At 58.2% G+C, this 17,368-nt stretch carries 15 protein-coding genes; all 15 read left to right on the forward strand.

What is annotated here, in order from left to right; all coding sequences use genetic code 11:
• Positions 1-29 precede the first annotated feature (29 nt).
• The 15 genes from gyrA to N8H71_RS08085 all read left to right on the forward strand — a co-directional run bounded on the left by gyrA (position 30) and on the right by N8H71_RS08085 (position 17,012).
• The gene (gene gyrA, locus N8H71_RS08015) at positions 30-2,693 is read left to right on the forward strand and encodes a DNA gyrase subunit A (RefSeq protein ID WP_262193573.1); all 2,664 of its coding nucleotides are present in this window, start codon (positions 30-32) and stop codon (positions 2,691-2,693) included.
• 64 nt (positions 2,694-2,757) lie between these two features.
• Entirely contained in the window at positions 2,758-3,843 is a 1,086-nt protein-coding gene (gene serC / locus N8H71_RS08020) for a 3-phosphoserine/phosphohydroxythreonine transaminase (RefSeq protein WP_085745010.1), read from the forward strand.
• Positions 3,843-4,937, forward strand: coding sequence for a prephenate dehydratase (pheA, locus tag N8H71_RS08025; RefSeq protein ID WP_007950913.1), 1,095 nt, complete (start codon positions 3,843-3,845; stop codon positions 4,935-4,937). The genes serC and pheA overlap by 1 nt, the downstream gene beginning before the upstream one ends.
• Positions 4,938-4,949: 12 nt before the next feature.
• Complete coding sequence (hisC, locus tag N8H71_RS08030) at positions 4,950-6,062, forward strand: histidinol-phosphate transaminase (protein WP_262193574.1); 1,113 nt, start codon at positions 4,950-4,952, stop codon at positions 6,060-6,062.
• A gap of 28 nt (positions 6,063-6,090) precedes the next feature.
• Positions 6,091-8,298, forward strand: coding sequence for a bifunctional prephenate dehydrogenase/3-phosphoshikimate 1-carboxyvinyltransferase (locus tag N8H71_RS08035; RefSeq protein ID WP_258713625.1), 2,208 nt, complete (start codon positions 6,091-6,093; stop codon positions 8,296-8,298).
• Positions 8,295-8,984, forward strand: coding sequence for a (d)CMP kinase (cmk, locus tag N8H71_RS08040; protein ID WP_262193575.1), 690 nt, complete (start codon positions 8,295-8,297; stop codon positions 8,982-8,984). The genes N8H71_RS08035 and cmk overlap by 4 nt, the downstream gene beginning before the upstream one ends.
• A gap of 120 nt (positions 8,985-9,104) precedes the next feature.
• A complete protein-coding gene (rpsA, locus tag N8H71_RS08045) occupies positions 9,105-10,790 on the forward strand; it encodes a 30S ribosomal protein S1 (RefSeq protein WP_007950918.1) in 1,686 nt (561 codons plus the stop codon).
• A 203-nt stretch (positions 10,791-10,993) separates the two neighbouring features.
• Entirely contained in the window at positions 10,994-11,272 is a 279-nt protein-coding gene (locus tag N8H71_RS08050; protein ID WP_085745007.1) for a hypothetical protein, read from the forward strand.
• 151 nt (positions 11,273-11,423) lie between these two features.
• Positions 11,424-11,720, forward strand: a complete 297-nt coding sequence (gene ihfB / locus N8H71_RS08055; RefSeq protein ID WP_007950920.1) for an integration host factor subunit beta — start codon at positions 11,424-11,426, stop codon at positions 11,718-11,720.
• Between the two features lie 27 nt (positions 11,721-11,747).
• Positions 11,748-11,987: a LapA family protein gene (locus N8H71_RS08060; RefSeq protein WP_262193576.1), complete on the forward strand. Its 240-nt coding sequence runs from the start codon at positions 11,748-11,750 to the stop codon at positions 11,985-11,987.
• A 230-nt stretch (positions 11,988-12,217) separates the two neighbouring features.
• Positions 12,218-13,294: a dTDP-glucose 4,6-dehydratase gene (gene rfbB, locus N8H71_RS08065; RefSeq protein ID WP_262193577.1), complete on the forward strand. Its 1,077-nt coding sequence runs from the start codon at positions 12,218-12,220 to the stop codon at positions 13,292-13,294.
• The gene (gene rfbD, locus N8H71_RS08070) at positions 13,291-14,184 is read left to right on the forward strand and encodes a dTDP-4-dehydrorhamnose reductase (RefSeq protein WP_262193578.1); all 894 of its coding nucleotides are present in this window, start codon (positions 13,291-13,293) and stop codon (positions 14,182-14,184) included. The genes rfbB and rfbD overlap by 4 nt, the downstream gene beginning before the upstream one ends.
• A complete protein-coding gene (rfbA, locus tag N8H71_RS08075; RefSeq protein ID WP_262193579.1) occupies positions 14,181-15,071 on the forward strand; it encodes a glucose-1-phosphate thymidylyltransferase RfbA in 891 nt (296 codons plus the stop codon). The genes rfbD and rfbA overlap by 4 nt, the downstream gene beginning before the upstream one ends.
• Before the next feature lie 58 nt (positions 15,072-15,129).
• The gene (locus N8H71_RS08080) at positions 15,130-16,053 is read left to right on the forward strand and encodes a glycosyltransferase (RefSeq protein ID WP_262193580.1); all 924 of its coding nucleotides are present in this window, start codon (positions 15,130-15,132) and stop codon (positions 16,051-16,053) included.
• On the forward strand, positions 16,050-17,012 hold the full coding sequence (locus N8H71_RS08085) for a UDP-glucose 4-epimerase family protein (RefSeq protein WP_262193581.1): 963 nt from the start codon (positions 16,050-16,052) through the stop codon (positions 17,010-17,012). Before N8H71_RS08080 ends, N8H71_RS08085 begins: the two co-directional genes overlap by 4 nt.
• The last annotated feature ends 356 nt before the right edge of the window (positions 17,013-17,368 follow it).

Genomic DNA, 17,368 nt, shown 5'->3' on the forward strand with positions numbered 1-17,368 from the left:
TTTCACCAGAAAAAGGAATCAGGCTTCTCATGGGCGAACTGGCCAAAGAAATCCTCCCGGTCAATATCGAAGACGAGCTGAAACAGTCCTATCTCGATTACGCGATGAGCGTGATCGTCGGCCGTGCACTGCCGGATGCGCGCGATGGCTTGAAGCCCGTGCACCGTCGCGTGCTGTTCGCGATGAGCGAGCTGGGCAACGACTTCAACAAGCCGTACAAGAAATCTGCCCGTGTCGTCGGTGACGTGATCGGTAAGTATCACCCGCACGGTGATACCGCTGTGTACGACACCATCGTCCGCATGGCGCAGCCTTTCTCCCTGCGTTACCTGCTGGTCGACGGCCAGGGCAACTTCGGTTCGGTGGACGGCGACAACGCCGCGGCCATGCGATACACCGAAGTGCGCATGACCAAGCTGGCGCACGAGCTGCTGGCCGACCTGCACAAGGAAACCGTGGACTGGGTGCCGAACTACGACGGCACCGAACTGATCCCGGCGGTCATGCCGACCCGCGTTCCGAACCTGCTGGTCAACGGTTCCAGCGGTATCGCCGTGGGCATGGCGACCAACATTCCGCCGCACAACCTCGGTGAAGTCATCGACGGTTGCCTGGCCCTCATCGACAACCCCGAGCTGACCGTCGATGAGCTGATGCAATACATTCCCGGTCCGGACTTCCCGACTGCCGCGATCATCAACGGTCGCGCCGGCATCATCGAAGCCTACCGCACCGGCCGTGGCCGCATTTACATGCGCGCCCGCTCAATCATCGAAGACATCGACAAGGTCGGTGGCCGTCAGCAGATCGTCATCACCGAACTCCCTTACCAGTTGAACAAGGCGCGTCTGATCGAGAAGATCGCCGAGCTGGTAAAAGAGAAGAAACTCGAAGGCATCACCGAACTGCGCGACGAGTCCGACAAGGACGGTATGCGCGTCGTGATCGAACTGCGTCGCGGCGAAGTGCCTGAGGTGATCCTCAACAACCTCTACGCCCAGACTCAGCTGCAAAGCGTGTTCGGCATCAACATCGTTGCGCTGATCGACGGCCGCCCACGGATCCTGAACCTCAAGGACCTGCTGGAAGCCTTCGTCCGTCACCGTCGCGAAGTGGTTACCCGCCGTACCGTGTTCGAACTGCGCAAGGCTCGCGAGCGTGGTCACATCCTCGAAGGTCAGGCCGTTGCCCTGTCGAACATCGACCCGGTCATCGCCCTGATCAAGGCTTCGCCGACGCCGTCGGAAGCCAAGGAAGCGCTGGTCAGCACGCCGTGGGAATCCTCGGCTGTGGTGGCGATGGTTGAACGTGCCGGCGCCGATTCGTGCCGTCCGGAAAACCTCGATCCGCAATACGGTCTACGTGAAGGCAAGTACTTCCTGTCGCCGGAACAGGCGCAAGCCATTCTGGAACTGCGTCTGCACCGTCTGACCGGTCTGGAACACGAAAAGCTGCTGGCCGAGTATCAAGAGATCCTCAACCAGATCGGCGAGCTGATCCGCATCCTCAACAGCGCCGTGCGCCTGATGGAAGTGATCCGCGAAGAGCTGGAAGTGATCCGTGTCGAATACGGCGACGTGCGCCGCACCGAGATTCTCGATGCACGCCTCGACCTGACCCTGGGCGACATGATCCCGGAAGAAGAGCGCGTCGTGACCATCTCCCACGGCGGTTATGCCAAGACCCAGCCGCTGGCTGCGTACCAGGCCCAGCGTCGTGGCGGTAAAGGCAAATCGGCTACCGGCGTGAAGGATGAGGACTACATCGCTCACCTGCTGGTCGCCAACAGCCACACCACGCTGCTGCTGTTCTCCAGCAAGGGCAAGGTGTACTGGCTGAAGACCTATGAAATTCCGGAAGCGTCCCGCGCCGCCCGTGGTCGTCCGCTGGTCAACCTGCTGCCGCTGGATGACGGTGAATACATCACCACCATGCTGCCGGTCGAGGAATACACCGAAGGTCACTACATCTTCATGGCCACCGCCAACGGCACCGTGAAGAAGACCCCGCTGGAATCCTTCAGCCGTCAGCGCAGCGTCGGTCTGATCGCGCTCGAGCTGGACGAAGGCGACGTGCTGATCTCCGCGGCCATCACCGATGGTGAGCGTGAAGTAATGCTGTTCTCCGACGGCGGCAAGGTGACCCGCTTCAAGGAATCCGACGTTCGTGCCATGGGCCGTACCGCCCGTGGTGTGCGCGGCATGCGTCTGCCGGAAGGGCAGAAGCTGATTTCGATGCTGATCCCGGAAGAAGGCAGCCAGATCCTCACCGCTTCCGAGCGTGGCTACGGCAAACGCACCGCGATCACCGAGTTCCCTGAGTACAAGCGTGGCGGCCAGGGCGTGATCGCCATGGTCAGCAACGAGCGTAACGGACGTCTGGTCGGTGCGGTTCAGGTGCTCGACGGCGAGGAAATCATGCTGATTTCCGACCAGGGCACGCTGGTGCGTACCCGTGTCGACGAAGTTTCCAGCCTGGGTCGTAACACCCAGGGCGTGACCCTGATCAAGCTGGCCAAGGATGAAACTCTGGTTGGTCTGGAGCGGGTTCAGGAGCCGTCGGAAGTCGAAGGTGAAGAGTTTGAAGGTGAAGAAGGTGTCGAACTGGAAGAAGGCGTGATCGGCGCCGAACCGGACGATGCGGTCGATAACCTGCAGGCGGACGCCGCAGACGAAGAAGAGTCGCAAGACTAACCAAATCGTAGCAGGGCAGAGTGTTTGCTCTGTCCGCTACCGTGATTGCATAGCGAGAGTGGATGTGAGCAAACGAGCCTATAACTTCTGCGCAGGTCCCGCTGCGCTGCCTGAAGCTGTCCTGTTGCGTGCGCAGTCCGAGATGCTCGACTGGCACGGCAAGGGTCTGTCGGTCATGGAAATGAGCCATCGCAGCGATGACTACGTGGCCATCGCCGAGAAGGCCGAACAAGACCTGCGCGACCTGCTGTCCATCCCCTCCAATTACAAAGTGCTGTTCCTGCAGGGCGGTGCGAGCCAGCAGTTCGCCGAGATTCCGCTGAACCTGCTGCCCGAGAACGGCACCGCCGATTATGTCGAAACCGGCATCTGGTCGAAGAAAGCCATCGAGGAAGCCCGTCGCTTCGGCAATGTCAACGTTGCCGCCAGCGCCAAGCCTTATGATTACCTGGCCATCCCTGGCCAGAACGAGTGGAAGCTGACTCCGGGTGCGGCCTATCTGCACTATGCGTCCAACGAAACCATTGGTGGCCTGCAGTTCGACTGGGTTCCCGAGGCCGGTGACGTTCCGCTGGTGGTCGACATGTCCTCCGATATCCTCTCGCGCCCGATCGATGTGTCGCAGTACGGTCTGATCTACGCCGGTGCGCAGAAGAACATCGGCCCGAGCGGTCTGGTCGTGGTGATCGTCCGTGAAGACCTGCTGGGTCGCGCCCGCAGTTCGTGCCCGACCATGCTCGACTACAAGGTCTCGGCCGATAACGGTTCGATGTACAACACCCCGGCCACCTATTCCTGGTACCTCTCGGGTTTGGTTTTCGAATGGCTGAAGGAGCAGGGCGGCGTCGCCGCGATGGAGCAGCGCAACAAGGCGAAGAAAGATCGTCTGTACGGCTTCATCGACAACAGCGACTTCTACACCAACCCGATCAGCGTCAACGCCCGCTCGTGGATGAACGTGCCGTTCCGTCTGGCTGACGAGCGTCTGGACAAAGCGTTCCTGGCGGGCGCCGACGCCCGTGGGTTGCTCAACCTCAAGGGCCATCGTTCGGTCGGCGGTATGCGTGCCTCGATCTACAACGCCCTGGGTCTGGACGCCGTCGAAGCGCTGGTTGGCTACATGGCTGAATTCGAGAAGGAGCATTCCTGATGTCCGAGCAGGAGCTCAAGGCGCTGCGCGTTCGCATCGATAACCTGGATGAGAAAATCCTCCAGCTGATCAGCGATCGCGCGCGCTGCGCCGAAGAAGTTGCCCGGGTCAAGATGGCCAGTCTGGCCGAAGGCGAACAGCCGGTGTTCTACCGTCCCGAGCGTGAGGCGCAGGTTCTCAAGCGTGTGATGGAGCGCAACAAGGGGCCGCTGGGCAACGAAGAGATGGCGCGCTTGTTCCGCGAAATCATGTCTTCGTGCCTGGCCCTTGAAAACCCGCTGAAAGTGGCTTATCTCGGTCCGGAAGGCACCTTCACCCAAGCGGCGGCCATGAAGCACTTCGGTCACGCGGTGATCAGCAAGCCGATGGCGGCGATCGACGAAGTGTTCCGTGAAGTGGCAGCCGGTGCGGTGAACTTCGGCGTGGTGCCGGTGGAGAACTCCACCGAAGGCGCAGTCAACCACACCCTCGACAGCTTCCTCGAGCACGACATGGTGATCTGCGGCGAAGTCGAGCTGCGGATACACCATCATCTGTTGGTCGGTGAAAACACCAAGACCGACAGTATCAGCCGCATCTATTCCCACGCCCAGTCGCTGGCCCAGTGCCGCAAATGGCTGGACGCCCATTACCCGAATGTCGAGCGCGTGGCGGTGTCCAGCAACGCCGAGGCGGCCAAGCGGGTCAAGGGTGAGTGGAATTCGGCGGCGATCGCCGGTGACATGGCGGCCGGGCTGTACGGCCTGACCCGTCTGGCCGAGAAGATCGAGGATCGTCCGGATAACTCCACGCGCTTCCTGATGATCGGTAACCAGGAAGTGCCGCCGACCGGCGACGACAAGACTTCGATCATCGTATCCATGAGCAACAAGCCCGGCGCGCTCCATGAGCTGCTGGTGCCGTTCCATGACAACGGGATCGACCTGACCCGGATCGAAACCCGTCCGTCGCGCAGCGGCAAATGGACCTACGTGTTCTTTATCGACTTCGTCGGTCATCACCGTGATCCGCTGATCAAAGGTGTACTGGAAAAGATCAGTCAGGAAGCAGTAGCACTCAAGGTGCTGGGTTCCTACCCGAAAGCAGTTCTTTAAGGGGTGGTAGCAATGAGTGGCAACTTCCTCGCTCTGGCACAGCCGGGCGTGCAACAACTTTCGCCATACGTGCCGGGCAAGCCCGTGGATGAACTGGCGCGCGAGCTGGACCTGGATCCGGCAGGCATCGTCAAACTGGCGAGCAACGAAAACCCGTTGGGCGCCAGCCCGAAAGCGCTGGCCGCGATCCGCGAAGCGCTGGACGAGCTGACCCGATATCCGGACGGCAACGGTTTTGCCCTGAAATCCCTGCTCGCCGAGCAGTGCCGTGTCGAGCTGAACCAGGTGACCCTGGGCAACGGCTCCAACGACATTCTGGAGCTGGTGGCGCGCGCTTATCTGGCGCCGGGCCTGAATGCGGTGTTCAGCGAGCATGCGTTTGCTGTGTATCCGATCGCGACCCAGGCGGTCGGCGCTCAGGCCAAGGTCGTTCCGGCCAAGGATTGGGGTCATGACCTGCCAGCCATGCTGGCGGCCATCGACGCCAACACGCGCGTCGTGTTCATCGCCAACCCGAACAACCCGACCGGCACCTGGTTCGGCGCCGAAGCGCTGGACGAGTTCCTGCAGGACGTGCCGGAGCATGTGCTGGTTGTACTGGACGAGGCCTATATCGAATACGCCGAAGGCAGCGATCTGCCGGACGGCCTGGATTTCCTCGCGGCTTATCCGAACCTGCTGGTCTCGCGCACGTTCTCCAAGGCCTACGGTCTGGCGGCGCTGCGTGTCGGTTATGGCTTGTCCACCCCGGTGGTGGCGGACGTGCTGAACCGTGTACGCCAGCCGTTCAACGTCAACAGCCTGGCCTTGGCCGCGGCGTGTGCGGCGCTGAAGGACGAGGAATATCTGGCTCAGAGTCGTCAGCTCAACGAATCCGGCATGCAACAGCTGGAAGCGGGTTTCCGCGAGCTGGGCCTGGGCTGGATTCCATCCAAGGGCAACTTTATCTGCGTCGACCTCGGTCAGGTGGCGGCTCCTGTGTTCCAGGGTCTGCTGCGCGAAGGCGTGATCGTGCGTCCGGTGGCCAACTACGGCATGCCGAACCATCTGCGGGTGACCATCGGTCTGCCGGCGGAAAACAGCCGCTTCCTCGAAGCGCTGCGCAAGGTTCTGGCTCGTGGGTGATGTCACTGCGCTGCAATCTGCTGCACCTATGATCGGGCGCCTGGTGGTGGTCGGTCTGGGGTTGATCGGTGGTTCGTTTGCCAAAGGCTTGCGTGAAAGCGGCGTGTGCCGCGAAGTGGTCGGGGTCGATCTCGACCCGCAATCGCGCAAGCTGGCGGTCGAGTTGGGTGTGGTGGATCGCTGCGAAGACGACCTGGTGGCGGCTTGCCAGGGCGCGGACGTGATTCAGTTGGCGGTGCCGATCCTGGCCATGGAGAAAGTGCTGGCCCGTCTGGCCAGCATGGATCTGGGGCAGGCGATCCTCACGGATGTCGGCAGCGCCAAGGGCAATGTGGTGCGCGCGGCGACCGAAGCGTTCGGCGGCATGCCGGCGCGTTTCGTGCCGGGCCATCCGATTGCCGGCTCCGAGCAGAGCGGGGTGGAAGCCTCCAACTCTGAGCTGTTCCGCCGTCATAAAGTGATTCTGACCCCGCTGGAGCAGACTGATCCGGCTGCCCTGGCGGTGGTTGATCGCTTGTGGCGCGAGCTGGGCGCCGACGTCGAGCACATGCAGGTCGAGCGTCACGATGAAGTGCTGGCTGCGACCAGTCATCTGCCGCACCTGCTGGCCTTCGGTCTGGTCGATTCGCTGGCCAAGCGCAATGAAAACCTTGAGATCTTCCGTTACGCTGCGGGCGGTTTCCGTGATTTCACAAGAATCGCCGGAAGCGACCCGGTCATGTGGCATGACATCTTTCTCGCCAACCGCGAGGCTGTCCTGCGCACACTCGATACATTTCGCAGCGACCTCGACGCCTTGCGCGACGCGGTCGATGCAGGGGATGGGCACCAATTGTTGGGCGTCTTCACGCGCGCCCGGGTTGCCCGCGAGCATTTCAGTAAAATCCTGGCCCGCAGGGCCTATGTGGACGCTATGAATTCCAACGATCTGATTTTCCTGGCTCAACCTGGTGGCCGCCTGTCCGGTCGGATTCGCGTACCGGGTGACAAATCGATTTCCCACCGTTCGATCATGCTCGGCTCCCTGGCTGAAGGCGTCACCGAAGTCGAAGGCTTCCTTGAGGGCGAAGATGCCCTGGCGACCTTGCAGGCGTTCCGCGACATGGGCGTGGTCATCGAAGGCCCGCATCACGGGCGCGTGACCATCCACGGTGTCGGCTTGCACGGCCTGAAGCCTGCGCCGGGCCCGATCTATCTGGGTAACTCCGGTACTTCGATGCGCCTGCTGTCCGGCCTGCTGGCCGCGCAGGACTTCGACAGCACCCTGACCGGCGATGCGTCGCTGTCCAAGCGCCCAATGAATCGCGTCGCCAACCCGCTGCGGGAAATGGGCGCCGTGATCGAAACCGCCGCCGAGGGGCGTCCGCCGATGACCATTCGTGGCGGTCACAAGCTCAAAGGCCTGACCTACACCATGCCGATGGCCAGTGCTCAGGTTAAGTCCTGCCTGCTGCTGGCGGGTCTGTACGCCGAAGGCAAGACCACCGTCACCGAGCCGGCTCCGACTCGCGATCATACCGAGCGCATGCTGCGCGGCTTCGGCTATCCGGTGAGCGTCAACGGTGCCACGGCATCGGTTGAGTCCGGCGGCAAGCTGACCGCGACCCACATCGAAGTGCCGGGCGATATCTCGTCGTCGGCGTTCTTCCTGGTGGCGGCGTCGATTGCTGAAGGCTCGGAACTGGTACTCGAGCACGTCGGCATCAACCCGACCCGTACCGGTGTGATCGACATCCTGCGCCTGATGGGCGCCGACATCACCCTGGAAAACCAACGTGAAGTGGGTGGCGAACCGGTTGCCGACTTGCGTGTGCGAGCAGCTAAACTCAAGGGTATCGAGATTCCGGAAGCGCTGGTTCCGCTGGCCATTGACGAGTTCCCGGTGCTGTTCGTGGCCGCGGCCTGCGCCGAAGGGCGCACCGTGCTGACTGGCGCCGAAGAGCTGCGGGTCAAGGAATCAGACCGGATCCAGGTCATGGCGGACGGTTTGCTGGCGCTAGGCGTCAAGTGCGAACCGACCCCGGACGGCATCATCATCGACGGCGGCCAGATCGGCGGCGGTGAAGTGCATGGTCATGGCGATCACCGCATCGCGATGGCTTTCAGCGTGGCTTCGCTGCGCGCCACTGCACCGATCCGCATCCATGACTGTGCCAACGTCGCGACATCGTTCCCGAACTTCCTGGCGCTGTGCGCGCAGGTCGGCATCCGTGTGGCGCAAGAGGCTCAGTCGTGAACAACATTGCTCCGGTCATCACCATCGATGGGCCAAGCGGCTCGGGCAAAGGCACCGTAGCCGGGATTCTGGCCAAGCGTCTGGGCTGGAACCTGCTGGATTCCGGTGCGCTGTATCGCCTGCTGGCATTTGCTGCGCACAACCATGGTGTCGACCTGACCAATGAAGAGTTGCTGAAAAAACTGGCCGCTCATCTGGATGTGCAGTTTATCGCGGCGACCGACGGTCAACTGCAACGCATTATTCTGGAAGGTGACGAAGTCAGCGATGTCATCCGCACTGAAAGCGTCGGTTCCGGCGCATCCCAGGTGGCTGCATTGCCGGCCGTGCGCGAGGCGCTGCTGCAGCGCCAGCGCGCTTTCCAGGAAGCGCCCGGTCTGGTGGCCGATGGCCGCGACATGGGTACGGTGGTTTTTCCGAACGCACCCTTGAAGATTTTCCTGACCGCCAGTGCCGAGGAGCGGGCGCGCCGCCGATATTTGCAGTTGAAGGGCAAGGGTGAGGATGTTAGTCTGTCGAGTCTGCTAGATGAGATCCGTGCGCGCGATGAGCGTGACACCCAGCGAGCTGTAGCCCCGCTCAAGCCGGCGGCTGACGCTATACAGCTGGATTCCACGGAGTTGTCCATCGATCAGGTGCTTGAACGCATCATGAGCGAGATCGCCATTCGCGATATCGCCGGGTGACCAGGAAGGCCGCAGGGGACCAGTCATAGTCCTGCGGTGGCTTCCTTTAAATGAAACTGACCCGCATCGTCTGGGATGTGGAGACGGGCGTATTTTTCGCCCTAATCAACAGGAATTAAAATGAGCGAAAGCTTTGCGGAACTCTTTGAAGAAAGCCTAAAGACCCTGAACCTTCAGGCAGGCTCCATCATCACCGGTGTTATCGTTGATATCGATTACCAAGCTCGCTGGGTAACCGTTCACGCTGGCCTGAAGTCCGAAGCACTGATCCCTCTGGAGCAGTTCTACAACGACGCTGGCGAACTGAACATCAACGTCGGTGACGAAGTTCACGTTGCTCTGGACTCGGTTGAAGACGGTTTCGGTGAAACCAAGCTGTCCCGTGAAAAAGCCAAGCGCGCTGAATGCTGGATCGTTCTGGAAGCAGCCTTCGCAGCTGAGGAAGTGGTCAAGGGCGTTATCAACGGTAAGGTTAAAGGCGGCTTCACTGTCGACGTTAACGGCATCCGTGCGTTCCTGCCAGGTTCCCTGGTTGACGTCCGTCCAGTGCGCGACACCACGCACCTGGAAGGCAAAGAGCTGGAATTCAAGGTCATCAAGCTGGACCAGAAGCGCAACAACGTTGTCGTTTCCCGTCGCAGCGTCCTGGAAGCCGAGAACTCCGCCGAGCGTGAAGCTCTGCTGGAATCCCTGCAGGAAGGCCAGCAAGTCAAAGGTATCGTCAAAAACCTCACCGATTACGGCGCATTCGTCGATCTGGGTGGCGTGGACGGCCTGCTGCACATCACCGACATGGCGTGGAAGCGTATCAAGCACCCTTCCGAGATCGTCAATGTTGGCGACGAGATCGACGTCAAGGTTCTGAAGTACGATCGCGAGCGCAATCGTGTTTCCCTGGGCCTGAAGCAACTGGGCGAAGATCCATGGGTTGCTATCAAAGCTCGTTACCCAGAAAGCACTCGCGTTACCGCTCGTGTAACCAACCTGACCGACTACGGCTGCTTCGCTGAGCTGGAAGAAGGCGTTGAAGGTCTGGTACACGTTTCGGAAATGGACTGGACCAACAAGAACATCCACCCTTCGAAAGTCGTACAAGTCGGCGACGAAGTGGAAGTCATGGTTCTGGACATCGACGAAGAGCGTCGTCGTATCTCCCTGGGCATCAAGCAGTGCAAGTCGAACCCATGGGAAGACTTCTCTGGCCAGTTCAACAAGGGCGACAAGATCTCCGGCACCATCAAGTCGATCACCGATTTCGGTATCTTCATTGGTCTGGACGGCGGCATCGACGGTCTGGTTCACCTGTCCGACATCTCCTGGAACGAAGTGGGCGAAGAAGCCGTACGTCGTTTCAAGAAGGGCGACGAGCTGGACACCGTTATCCTGTCGGTTGACCCGGAGCGTGAGCGTATCTCCCTGGGTATCAAGCAACTGGAAAGCGATCCGTTCTCCGAGTACGTCTCGGTTAACGACAAGGGCGCAATCGTTACTGGCACCGTGAAAGAAGTTGACGCCAAAGGCGCCATCATCGTTCTGGCCGACGATATCGAAGCGACTCTGAAAGCCTCTGAAATCAGCCGTGACCGCGTTGAAGACGCGCGCAACGTTCTGAAAGAAGGCCAGCAAGTAGAAGCCAAGATCATCAGCGTTGATCGTAAGAGCCGCGTAATCCAGCTGTCGATCAAATCGAAAGACGATGCTGAAGAGAAAGAAGCCATCCAGAGCCTGAAAGCAGCTCCGGAAGGTGAAGCAGCTGACACCACTATGGCGGCACTGCTGCGTCAAGCAATGGCCAAACAGAACTGAGTTCTGTCTGATCATTAAAAAGGGCGACTTCGGTCGCCCTTTTTTGTGCCTGCGATTTGGTGGGTGTCGCGCTCTGGTTGTGCGAGTGAAACCATTCCCTTTGCCGGGTGGTCTGTTTCTTTAATCGGATCAATCGTCTATTCGCGTCTAGGCTTAGTCTGAAGATCGCAGTAGTCGGGCAGGCGCCTGGCATAAGGATGTGAATGAACAAGTTTATAGTTCTGTTGGGTATGTTGGTGTTGGCAGGCTGTACTACCAGCGCCAAGACCCATGCGGTGCGTGGAGTCAGTGGTATCGAGGTTGACTGCTCCGGTTTGGGTTCGGGCTGGGAGAGGTGTCAGAAGCGTGCAGCCAAGGAATGCAAGGGGGCGGGTTATAAGGTGATCACGCGATCTGATGATGCGCGGGATGAGGATGAGTTTCCCTTTGGCTTCAATCCTGCCGGCTATGTCACTCGAACCATGCTGGTGATTTGTCGGTGAGTGAGCGTTGGCGTGCATGCGATCCGATGCCCTGAAAATGGGCGTTTTGGCGAGCGGAAAGATATGTCAAGCCCTGGGCTGTTCAAAATCTTCCGGGCGTGCTAAAACCTTTCAAGCGCTGATCTAGCTGCTTGAAAAAGAAGGGAAAAATATGACGAAGTCGGAGTTGATCGAACGAATTGTCACCCATCAGGGGCTGCTCTCATCCAAGGATGTGGAGCTGGCCATCAAGACCATGCTTGAGCAAATGTCCCAGTGTCTGGCCACGGGGGATCGTATCGAGATCCGTGGTTTTGGCAGCTTTTCCTTGCACTATCGTGCGCCGCGTGTCGGTCGAAATCCAAAGACCGGCCAGTCCGTCAGCCTTGACGGTAAATTCGTTCCGCATTTCAAGCCAGGCAAAGAGCTGCGCGATCGCGTGAATGAAGAAGAGGAGGAGGGGGCTTGACGGTCACCGTTACGCAAGGAGTTGCTCATGAATAATCTCAAGCGCATTCTGCTTTCCGTTCTAATTCTATTGCTTGTGTTGGCGATCCTTGCGTTCGTTCTCGAAAATCAGCAATCGGTTTCCCTGTTGTTTCTTGGTTGGGAGGGGCCGCAACTTCCGGTATCAGTTATTACAATCGGTGCATTGCTGGCAGGTATGTTGATGGGGCCGGTTTTAGGCTGGTTTCTGGGACGTGCGTCCAGAGCTTCGCGCAAGCGTCTTGTCTGATTGCGACATGGAAGGAAAGGCGAACTAAACTTTAGCCACAGCTTGTCTATCTCCATTAGTAAAACGTTCATTAAGCTGTAAAATGCAGCGCTTGTCCGATAGTGGCATATTCCCACGTCGGTACAGACTGACTCTGTCGGAAGCCCCGGCTGAATTGATGGCTTTTGCATTTATGGATTAGACAGTGCTCGGTTGGCAGCCCTGTCAGCAACTCAAGGGTATGGTTTCGCGTGAAAATTCTAGTAACCGGCGGCGCCGGGTTTATCGGCTCAGCTGTTATCCGTCATATTATCTCCAACACTACCGACGCAGTGATCAACGTCGACAAGCTGACGTATGCCGGTAACCTTGAGTCGTTGGCCGAAGTCAGCGGAAGCTCGCGTTACACGTTCGAGCGCGTCGACATCTGCGACCGTGAACAGATCGATCGAGTCCTGCGTGAGCACCAACCGGATGCGATCATGCATCTGGCCGCAGAGTCTCACGTTGATCGTTCCATCTCGGGTCCTTCCGAGTTCATTCAGACCAACATCATTGGTACTTACACGCTCCTGGAAGCCGCACGCCATTATTGGGCTGCGCTTGATGAAGCGCGCAAGGCGGCTTTCCGCTTTCACCATATCTCGACGGACGAAGTTTACGGCGACCTCGAAGGTCCGGAAGATCTCTTCACCGAAACGACGCCCTATCAGCCAAGTTCGCCGTATTCGGCAAGCAAGGCCAGCTCCGACCATCTGGTTCGCGCCTGGGCTCGCACCTATGGTTTGCCTACGCTTGTGACTAATTGCTCGAACAACTACGGTCCTTGCCACTTCCCTGAAAAGTTGATCCCGCTGATCATTCTCAATGCGCTGGAAGGCAAGCCGTTGCCGGTCTATGGCAAAGGAAACCAGGTCCGTGACTGGCTTTATGTTGAAGATCATGCACGTGCGCTTTACAAGGTCGTGACCGAAGGCGTTATAGGCGAGACGTACAACATTGGCGGTCACAACGAAAAACAGAATATTGAAGTCGTGAACACTCTGTGTGCTCTTCTCGACGAATTGCGCCCTGACTCTGCACATCGCCCACATGCGAGCCTGATCACTTACGTTCAGGATCGTCCAGGTCATGATCAGCGTTATGCCATCGACGCCAGCAAGATCCAGCGCGAACTGGGTTGGACTCCGCAAGAAACCTTTGAAACCGGCATTCGCAAGACCGTCGAGTGGTATCTGAACAACACTGAATGGGTCGCTCACGTCAAAAGCGGAAGCTACCAGCAGTGGATCGACCAGAACTACGCAGATCGCTCGAACAAAGCATGAAAATCCTCCTACTGGGTAAAAATGGCCAGGTGGGCTGGGAGCTGCAACGCTCCCTCGCGCCGCTTGGTGAGTTGGTCGCGCTGGATCGTCATGCTGTTGATGGCCTGTGTGGTGACTTGTCGGATCTGGACACCCTGCGTGCGACAATCCGAGCGCTCAAGCCCGATGTCATTGTCAACGCGGCTGCCTACACCGCGGTCGACAAGGCCGAATCCGAAGTCGAGCTGGCCAGTCGTGTCAACGACCATGCCAGTCGAGTCATGGCCGAAGAGGCGGCTTTGCTGGGTGCCTGGCTGATTCATTACTCAACCGATTACGTGTTCAGTGGTGAAGGTTGCGAACCATGGCAGGAGACCGATGCTGTCGCACCGGTCAATCATTACGGCGCGAGCAAGCTCGCCGGTGAGCAGGCAATCGCTGCGTCGGGCTGCAAGCATCTGATCTTCCGAACAAGTTGGGTCTATGGTGCTCGCGGCAATAACTTCGCCAAGACCATGCTCCGGCTGGCAAAAGATCGCGAAACACTCAATGTAATTGCCGATCAGATTGGAGCACCGACAGGTGCTGACCTGATAGCGGATATCACGGCAATCGCGATTTGCAAGGTGCAGCAGCAGCCGGAACTGGCGGGGCTATATCACCTCGCAGCGAGTGGCGAAGTATCGTGGCACGGCTATGCAAGCCATGTGATCGCGTTTGCCCGGGACAATGGCGAGCAGCTTGCTGTTACTGCGATCAATCCGATCGATACGACTGCGTATCCGACACCCGCTCGTCGGCCTCTGAATTCACGTTTGAATACTCGGAAGCTGCGCGACAATTTTTCTCTACACTTGCCGGATTGGCAAAGTGGTGTAACCCGAATGCTTAGGGAAGTTCTTAATAAATGACCACGACAAATCGTAAAGGCATCATTCTCGCCGGTGGCTCGGGTACACGCCTGCACCCGTTAACCCTTGGTGTTTCCAAGCAGATGCTGCCGATCTACGACAAGCCGATGATCTTTTATCCGCTGTCGGTGCTGATGCTTGCCGGGATGCGTGAAATTCTGATTATTTCAACCCCGGAAGATTTGCCATGTTTCCGTAAACTGTTGGGCGATGGCAGCCTTTACGGAATCAAGCTGACTTACGCCGAACAACCGAGTCCGGACGGTCTGGCACAGGCTTTCATCATTGGTGAGGAGTTCATCGGGAAAGATCCTTGCTGCCTGATCCTGGGCGATAACATTTTTTATGGTCAGCACTTCTCCGACAATTTGCGTTCCGCCAGCTCTCAACAGCACGGCGCGACTGTATTCGGTTATCACGTTTCCGACCCGGAGCGTTTTGGTGTCGTGGAGTTCGATGCGTCCGGTCGCGCGTTGAGTATTGAAGAGAAGCCACTGAAGCCAAAATCCAGCTATGCGGTTACAGGTCTTTATTTCTATGACAATCAAGTCGTGGAGATCGCCAAGAACATCAAGCCCTCCGAGCGAGGTGAGCTGGAAATCACCGATGTGAACCGCGCCTACCTGGAGCAAAAATCGCTGAATGTCGAGATGCTCGGTCGTGGCTTTGCGTGGCTCGATACGGGTACTCACGACTCTTTGCTTGAAGCCAGTCACTTCGTTCATACCATCGAGCAGCGTCAGGGTTTGAAAGTGGCCTGCCTGGAAGAAATTGCGTATCACAATGGCTGGATCACCGCCGATCAGCTGGCTGAGCAGGCTGATGCCTTGAAAAAGACGGGCTACGGACAATACCTGCAGAAGTTGCTGGACTCGCCTTCTCACTGATTCGAATACCAAAGCGTTTTCGAGTGAGAAAGTTAAAATCGGTGCAAGCAGGAAAGCTATGCCAGTAAAACATCCCAAGGTTGCGGTTTTGCTGGCGGCCTTCAATGGAATGCAGTGGATCGAAGAACAGCTCGACTCGATTCTTCGACAGTCCAATGTAGACCTGAGTGTCTATATCAGTATTGATCCCTCGACTGATGGTACCGAAGCCTGGTGCCTGGCCTATGCGGCCAGGCACCAGAGTGTTCACGTGCTCCCTGACGTGGGTGCCTTCGGTGGTGCTGCGCGCAATTTTTTCAGATTGATCCGTGATGTATCCCTCGAAGAATACGACTACATCGCGTTCTCCGATCAGGATGATGTCTGGTATCAGGACAAGCTCGAGAGGGCGATCGGCGAAATTCAGGCGCGAGGCGTGAATGCCTACTCCAGCAATGTTGTCGCATTCTGGCCGGATGGCCGCACGCAACTGCTGGACAAGGCTCAGTCCCAGACCTCCTGGGATTTCCTGTTCGAAGCTGCCGGGCCGGGATGTACATACGTCTTCACTCGTGAGCTGGTGCGTCCGCTCAAGGCTGCCATGCTGGAGTCCTGGAGCGACTTGCAGAATGTCAGCCTCCACGACTGGTATTTTTACGCTTTCGCACGCAGTCGGGGATTTCGCTGGTTCATCGACGCGCGTCCCTCCATGGATTATCGCCAGCATGAAAGTAATCAGGTAGGTGCGAACGCCGGCATCGGTTCTCTGGTCATGCGTTACAAGACCATTCATGACGGCTGGTGGTTTTCTCAGGTCAGGCAGATCGTTCGGCTGGTGGGGCTTGAGCGCAATTCATTTGTCGAGCCTTGGCTGCCTTTGGGGCGCCGGCAACTGATAAAGCTCTCGTTCAGTGCCAGAGACTGTCGGCGCAGGGCGCGGGACAAGCTGTTTTTCTTTTGCATCTGTTGGGCGACGGCGTTGGTTGGAAGCAAAGCTAAATGATCGGTTCTCAAGTTTTGGTGACTGGCGCGACCGGGTTTGTGGGTGAGGCGCTCGTGTTTCGACTGTTGCGTGACAAGGTGTTCAGTCCTGTTGCCGCTGTGCGCGGCGAAACGAGGTTGAGTGGGCTGTGCCAGGTTGTGACAGTTGACATGGGTGACAGGGCTCTGCTGCCTTCTCTGGTCGGCATTGACGTGGTTGTTCATTGTGCCGCCCGGGTACATGTCATGAATGAGTCCGCAGAGGGGGCTCTTGAGCGGTTTCGCAAAATCAATGTCGAAGGGACTGTTCGTCTGGCTCGCAGTGCGGCCGAGGCAGGCGTCAAGAGATTCATTTTCGTCAGTTCGATCAAGGTCAATGGAGAAATGACTCTTCCCGGAGTTGTTTTCAAGGCGGACGATGTGCCGGCTCCGCTTGATCCTTACGGCATATCGAAGCGCGAAGCAGAGGATGCCTTGAGAGCAATCAGTGTCGAAACGGGTATGGAGCTCGTCGTCATCCGGCCGCCATTGGTCTACGGTCCCGGTGTCGGGGCCAACTTCCTGAGCATGATGCGCTGGCTTGAGCGAGGTACTCCGTTACCGCTTGGTGCGATACATAACCATCGCAGCCTTGTTGCGCTTGAGAATCTGGTGGATTTGCTCAATATCTGCATAAGTCATCCAGAGGCGGCGGGAAACACCTTTCTGGTCAGTGATGGAGAAGACTTGTCCACCACTCAATTGCTCAGGCGCATGGCGATTGCCCTGGGTGTGAAGCCTCGCTTGCTGGCGGTTCCTTCCTGGATATTGAAGGCGGGTGCATCGCTGATCGGCCGTGCTGATCTGGCGCAGCGATTGTGTGGCTCGTTGCAGGTCGATATCAGTAAAACCATCGATAGGCTGGGTTGGTCGCCTGTCATTGGCGTCGACGATGCGTTGAGGCGGACGGCGTGCCAGTATCACTCGCGGCAGCTTACTTGAGTCGAGGTGTTTGATCGTTGCCGACCTGTGCTTGGTACTTCGGCATTGGCAAACTGCCACCCTTTTTCTAACGATGGTGGCTTGATACCCTACGCGCCGCCACCGCGGCGCTCATCTGTAATATTCAGGTCAACCATGTCTTGTCGGGGCTGACAGTCCTGCTTCTAGCGTTTGCAAAGCGATAATGTCACTGGGCTATCAAATGACAATGTTTCGTCGTTATAATTGCAAATTTTGCGCAGCTGGAAGTGGCGCATGAGTCGATCCGATGGCGCTTTCCTTGCCCGTCGAATGCTCGCTCGTGTTGAACGAATCGGCACAGGTGAAGTTTTCTCCTTTCAGCAACGGAGTGCTCG

This window comes from Pseudomonas koreensis, from assembly GCF_025447595.1.
Taxonomy (GTDB): Bacteria; Pseudomonadota; Gammaproteobacteria; order Pseudomonadales; family Pseudomonadaceae; genus Aquipseudomonas; species Aquipseudomonas koreensis_H.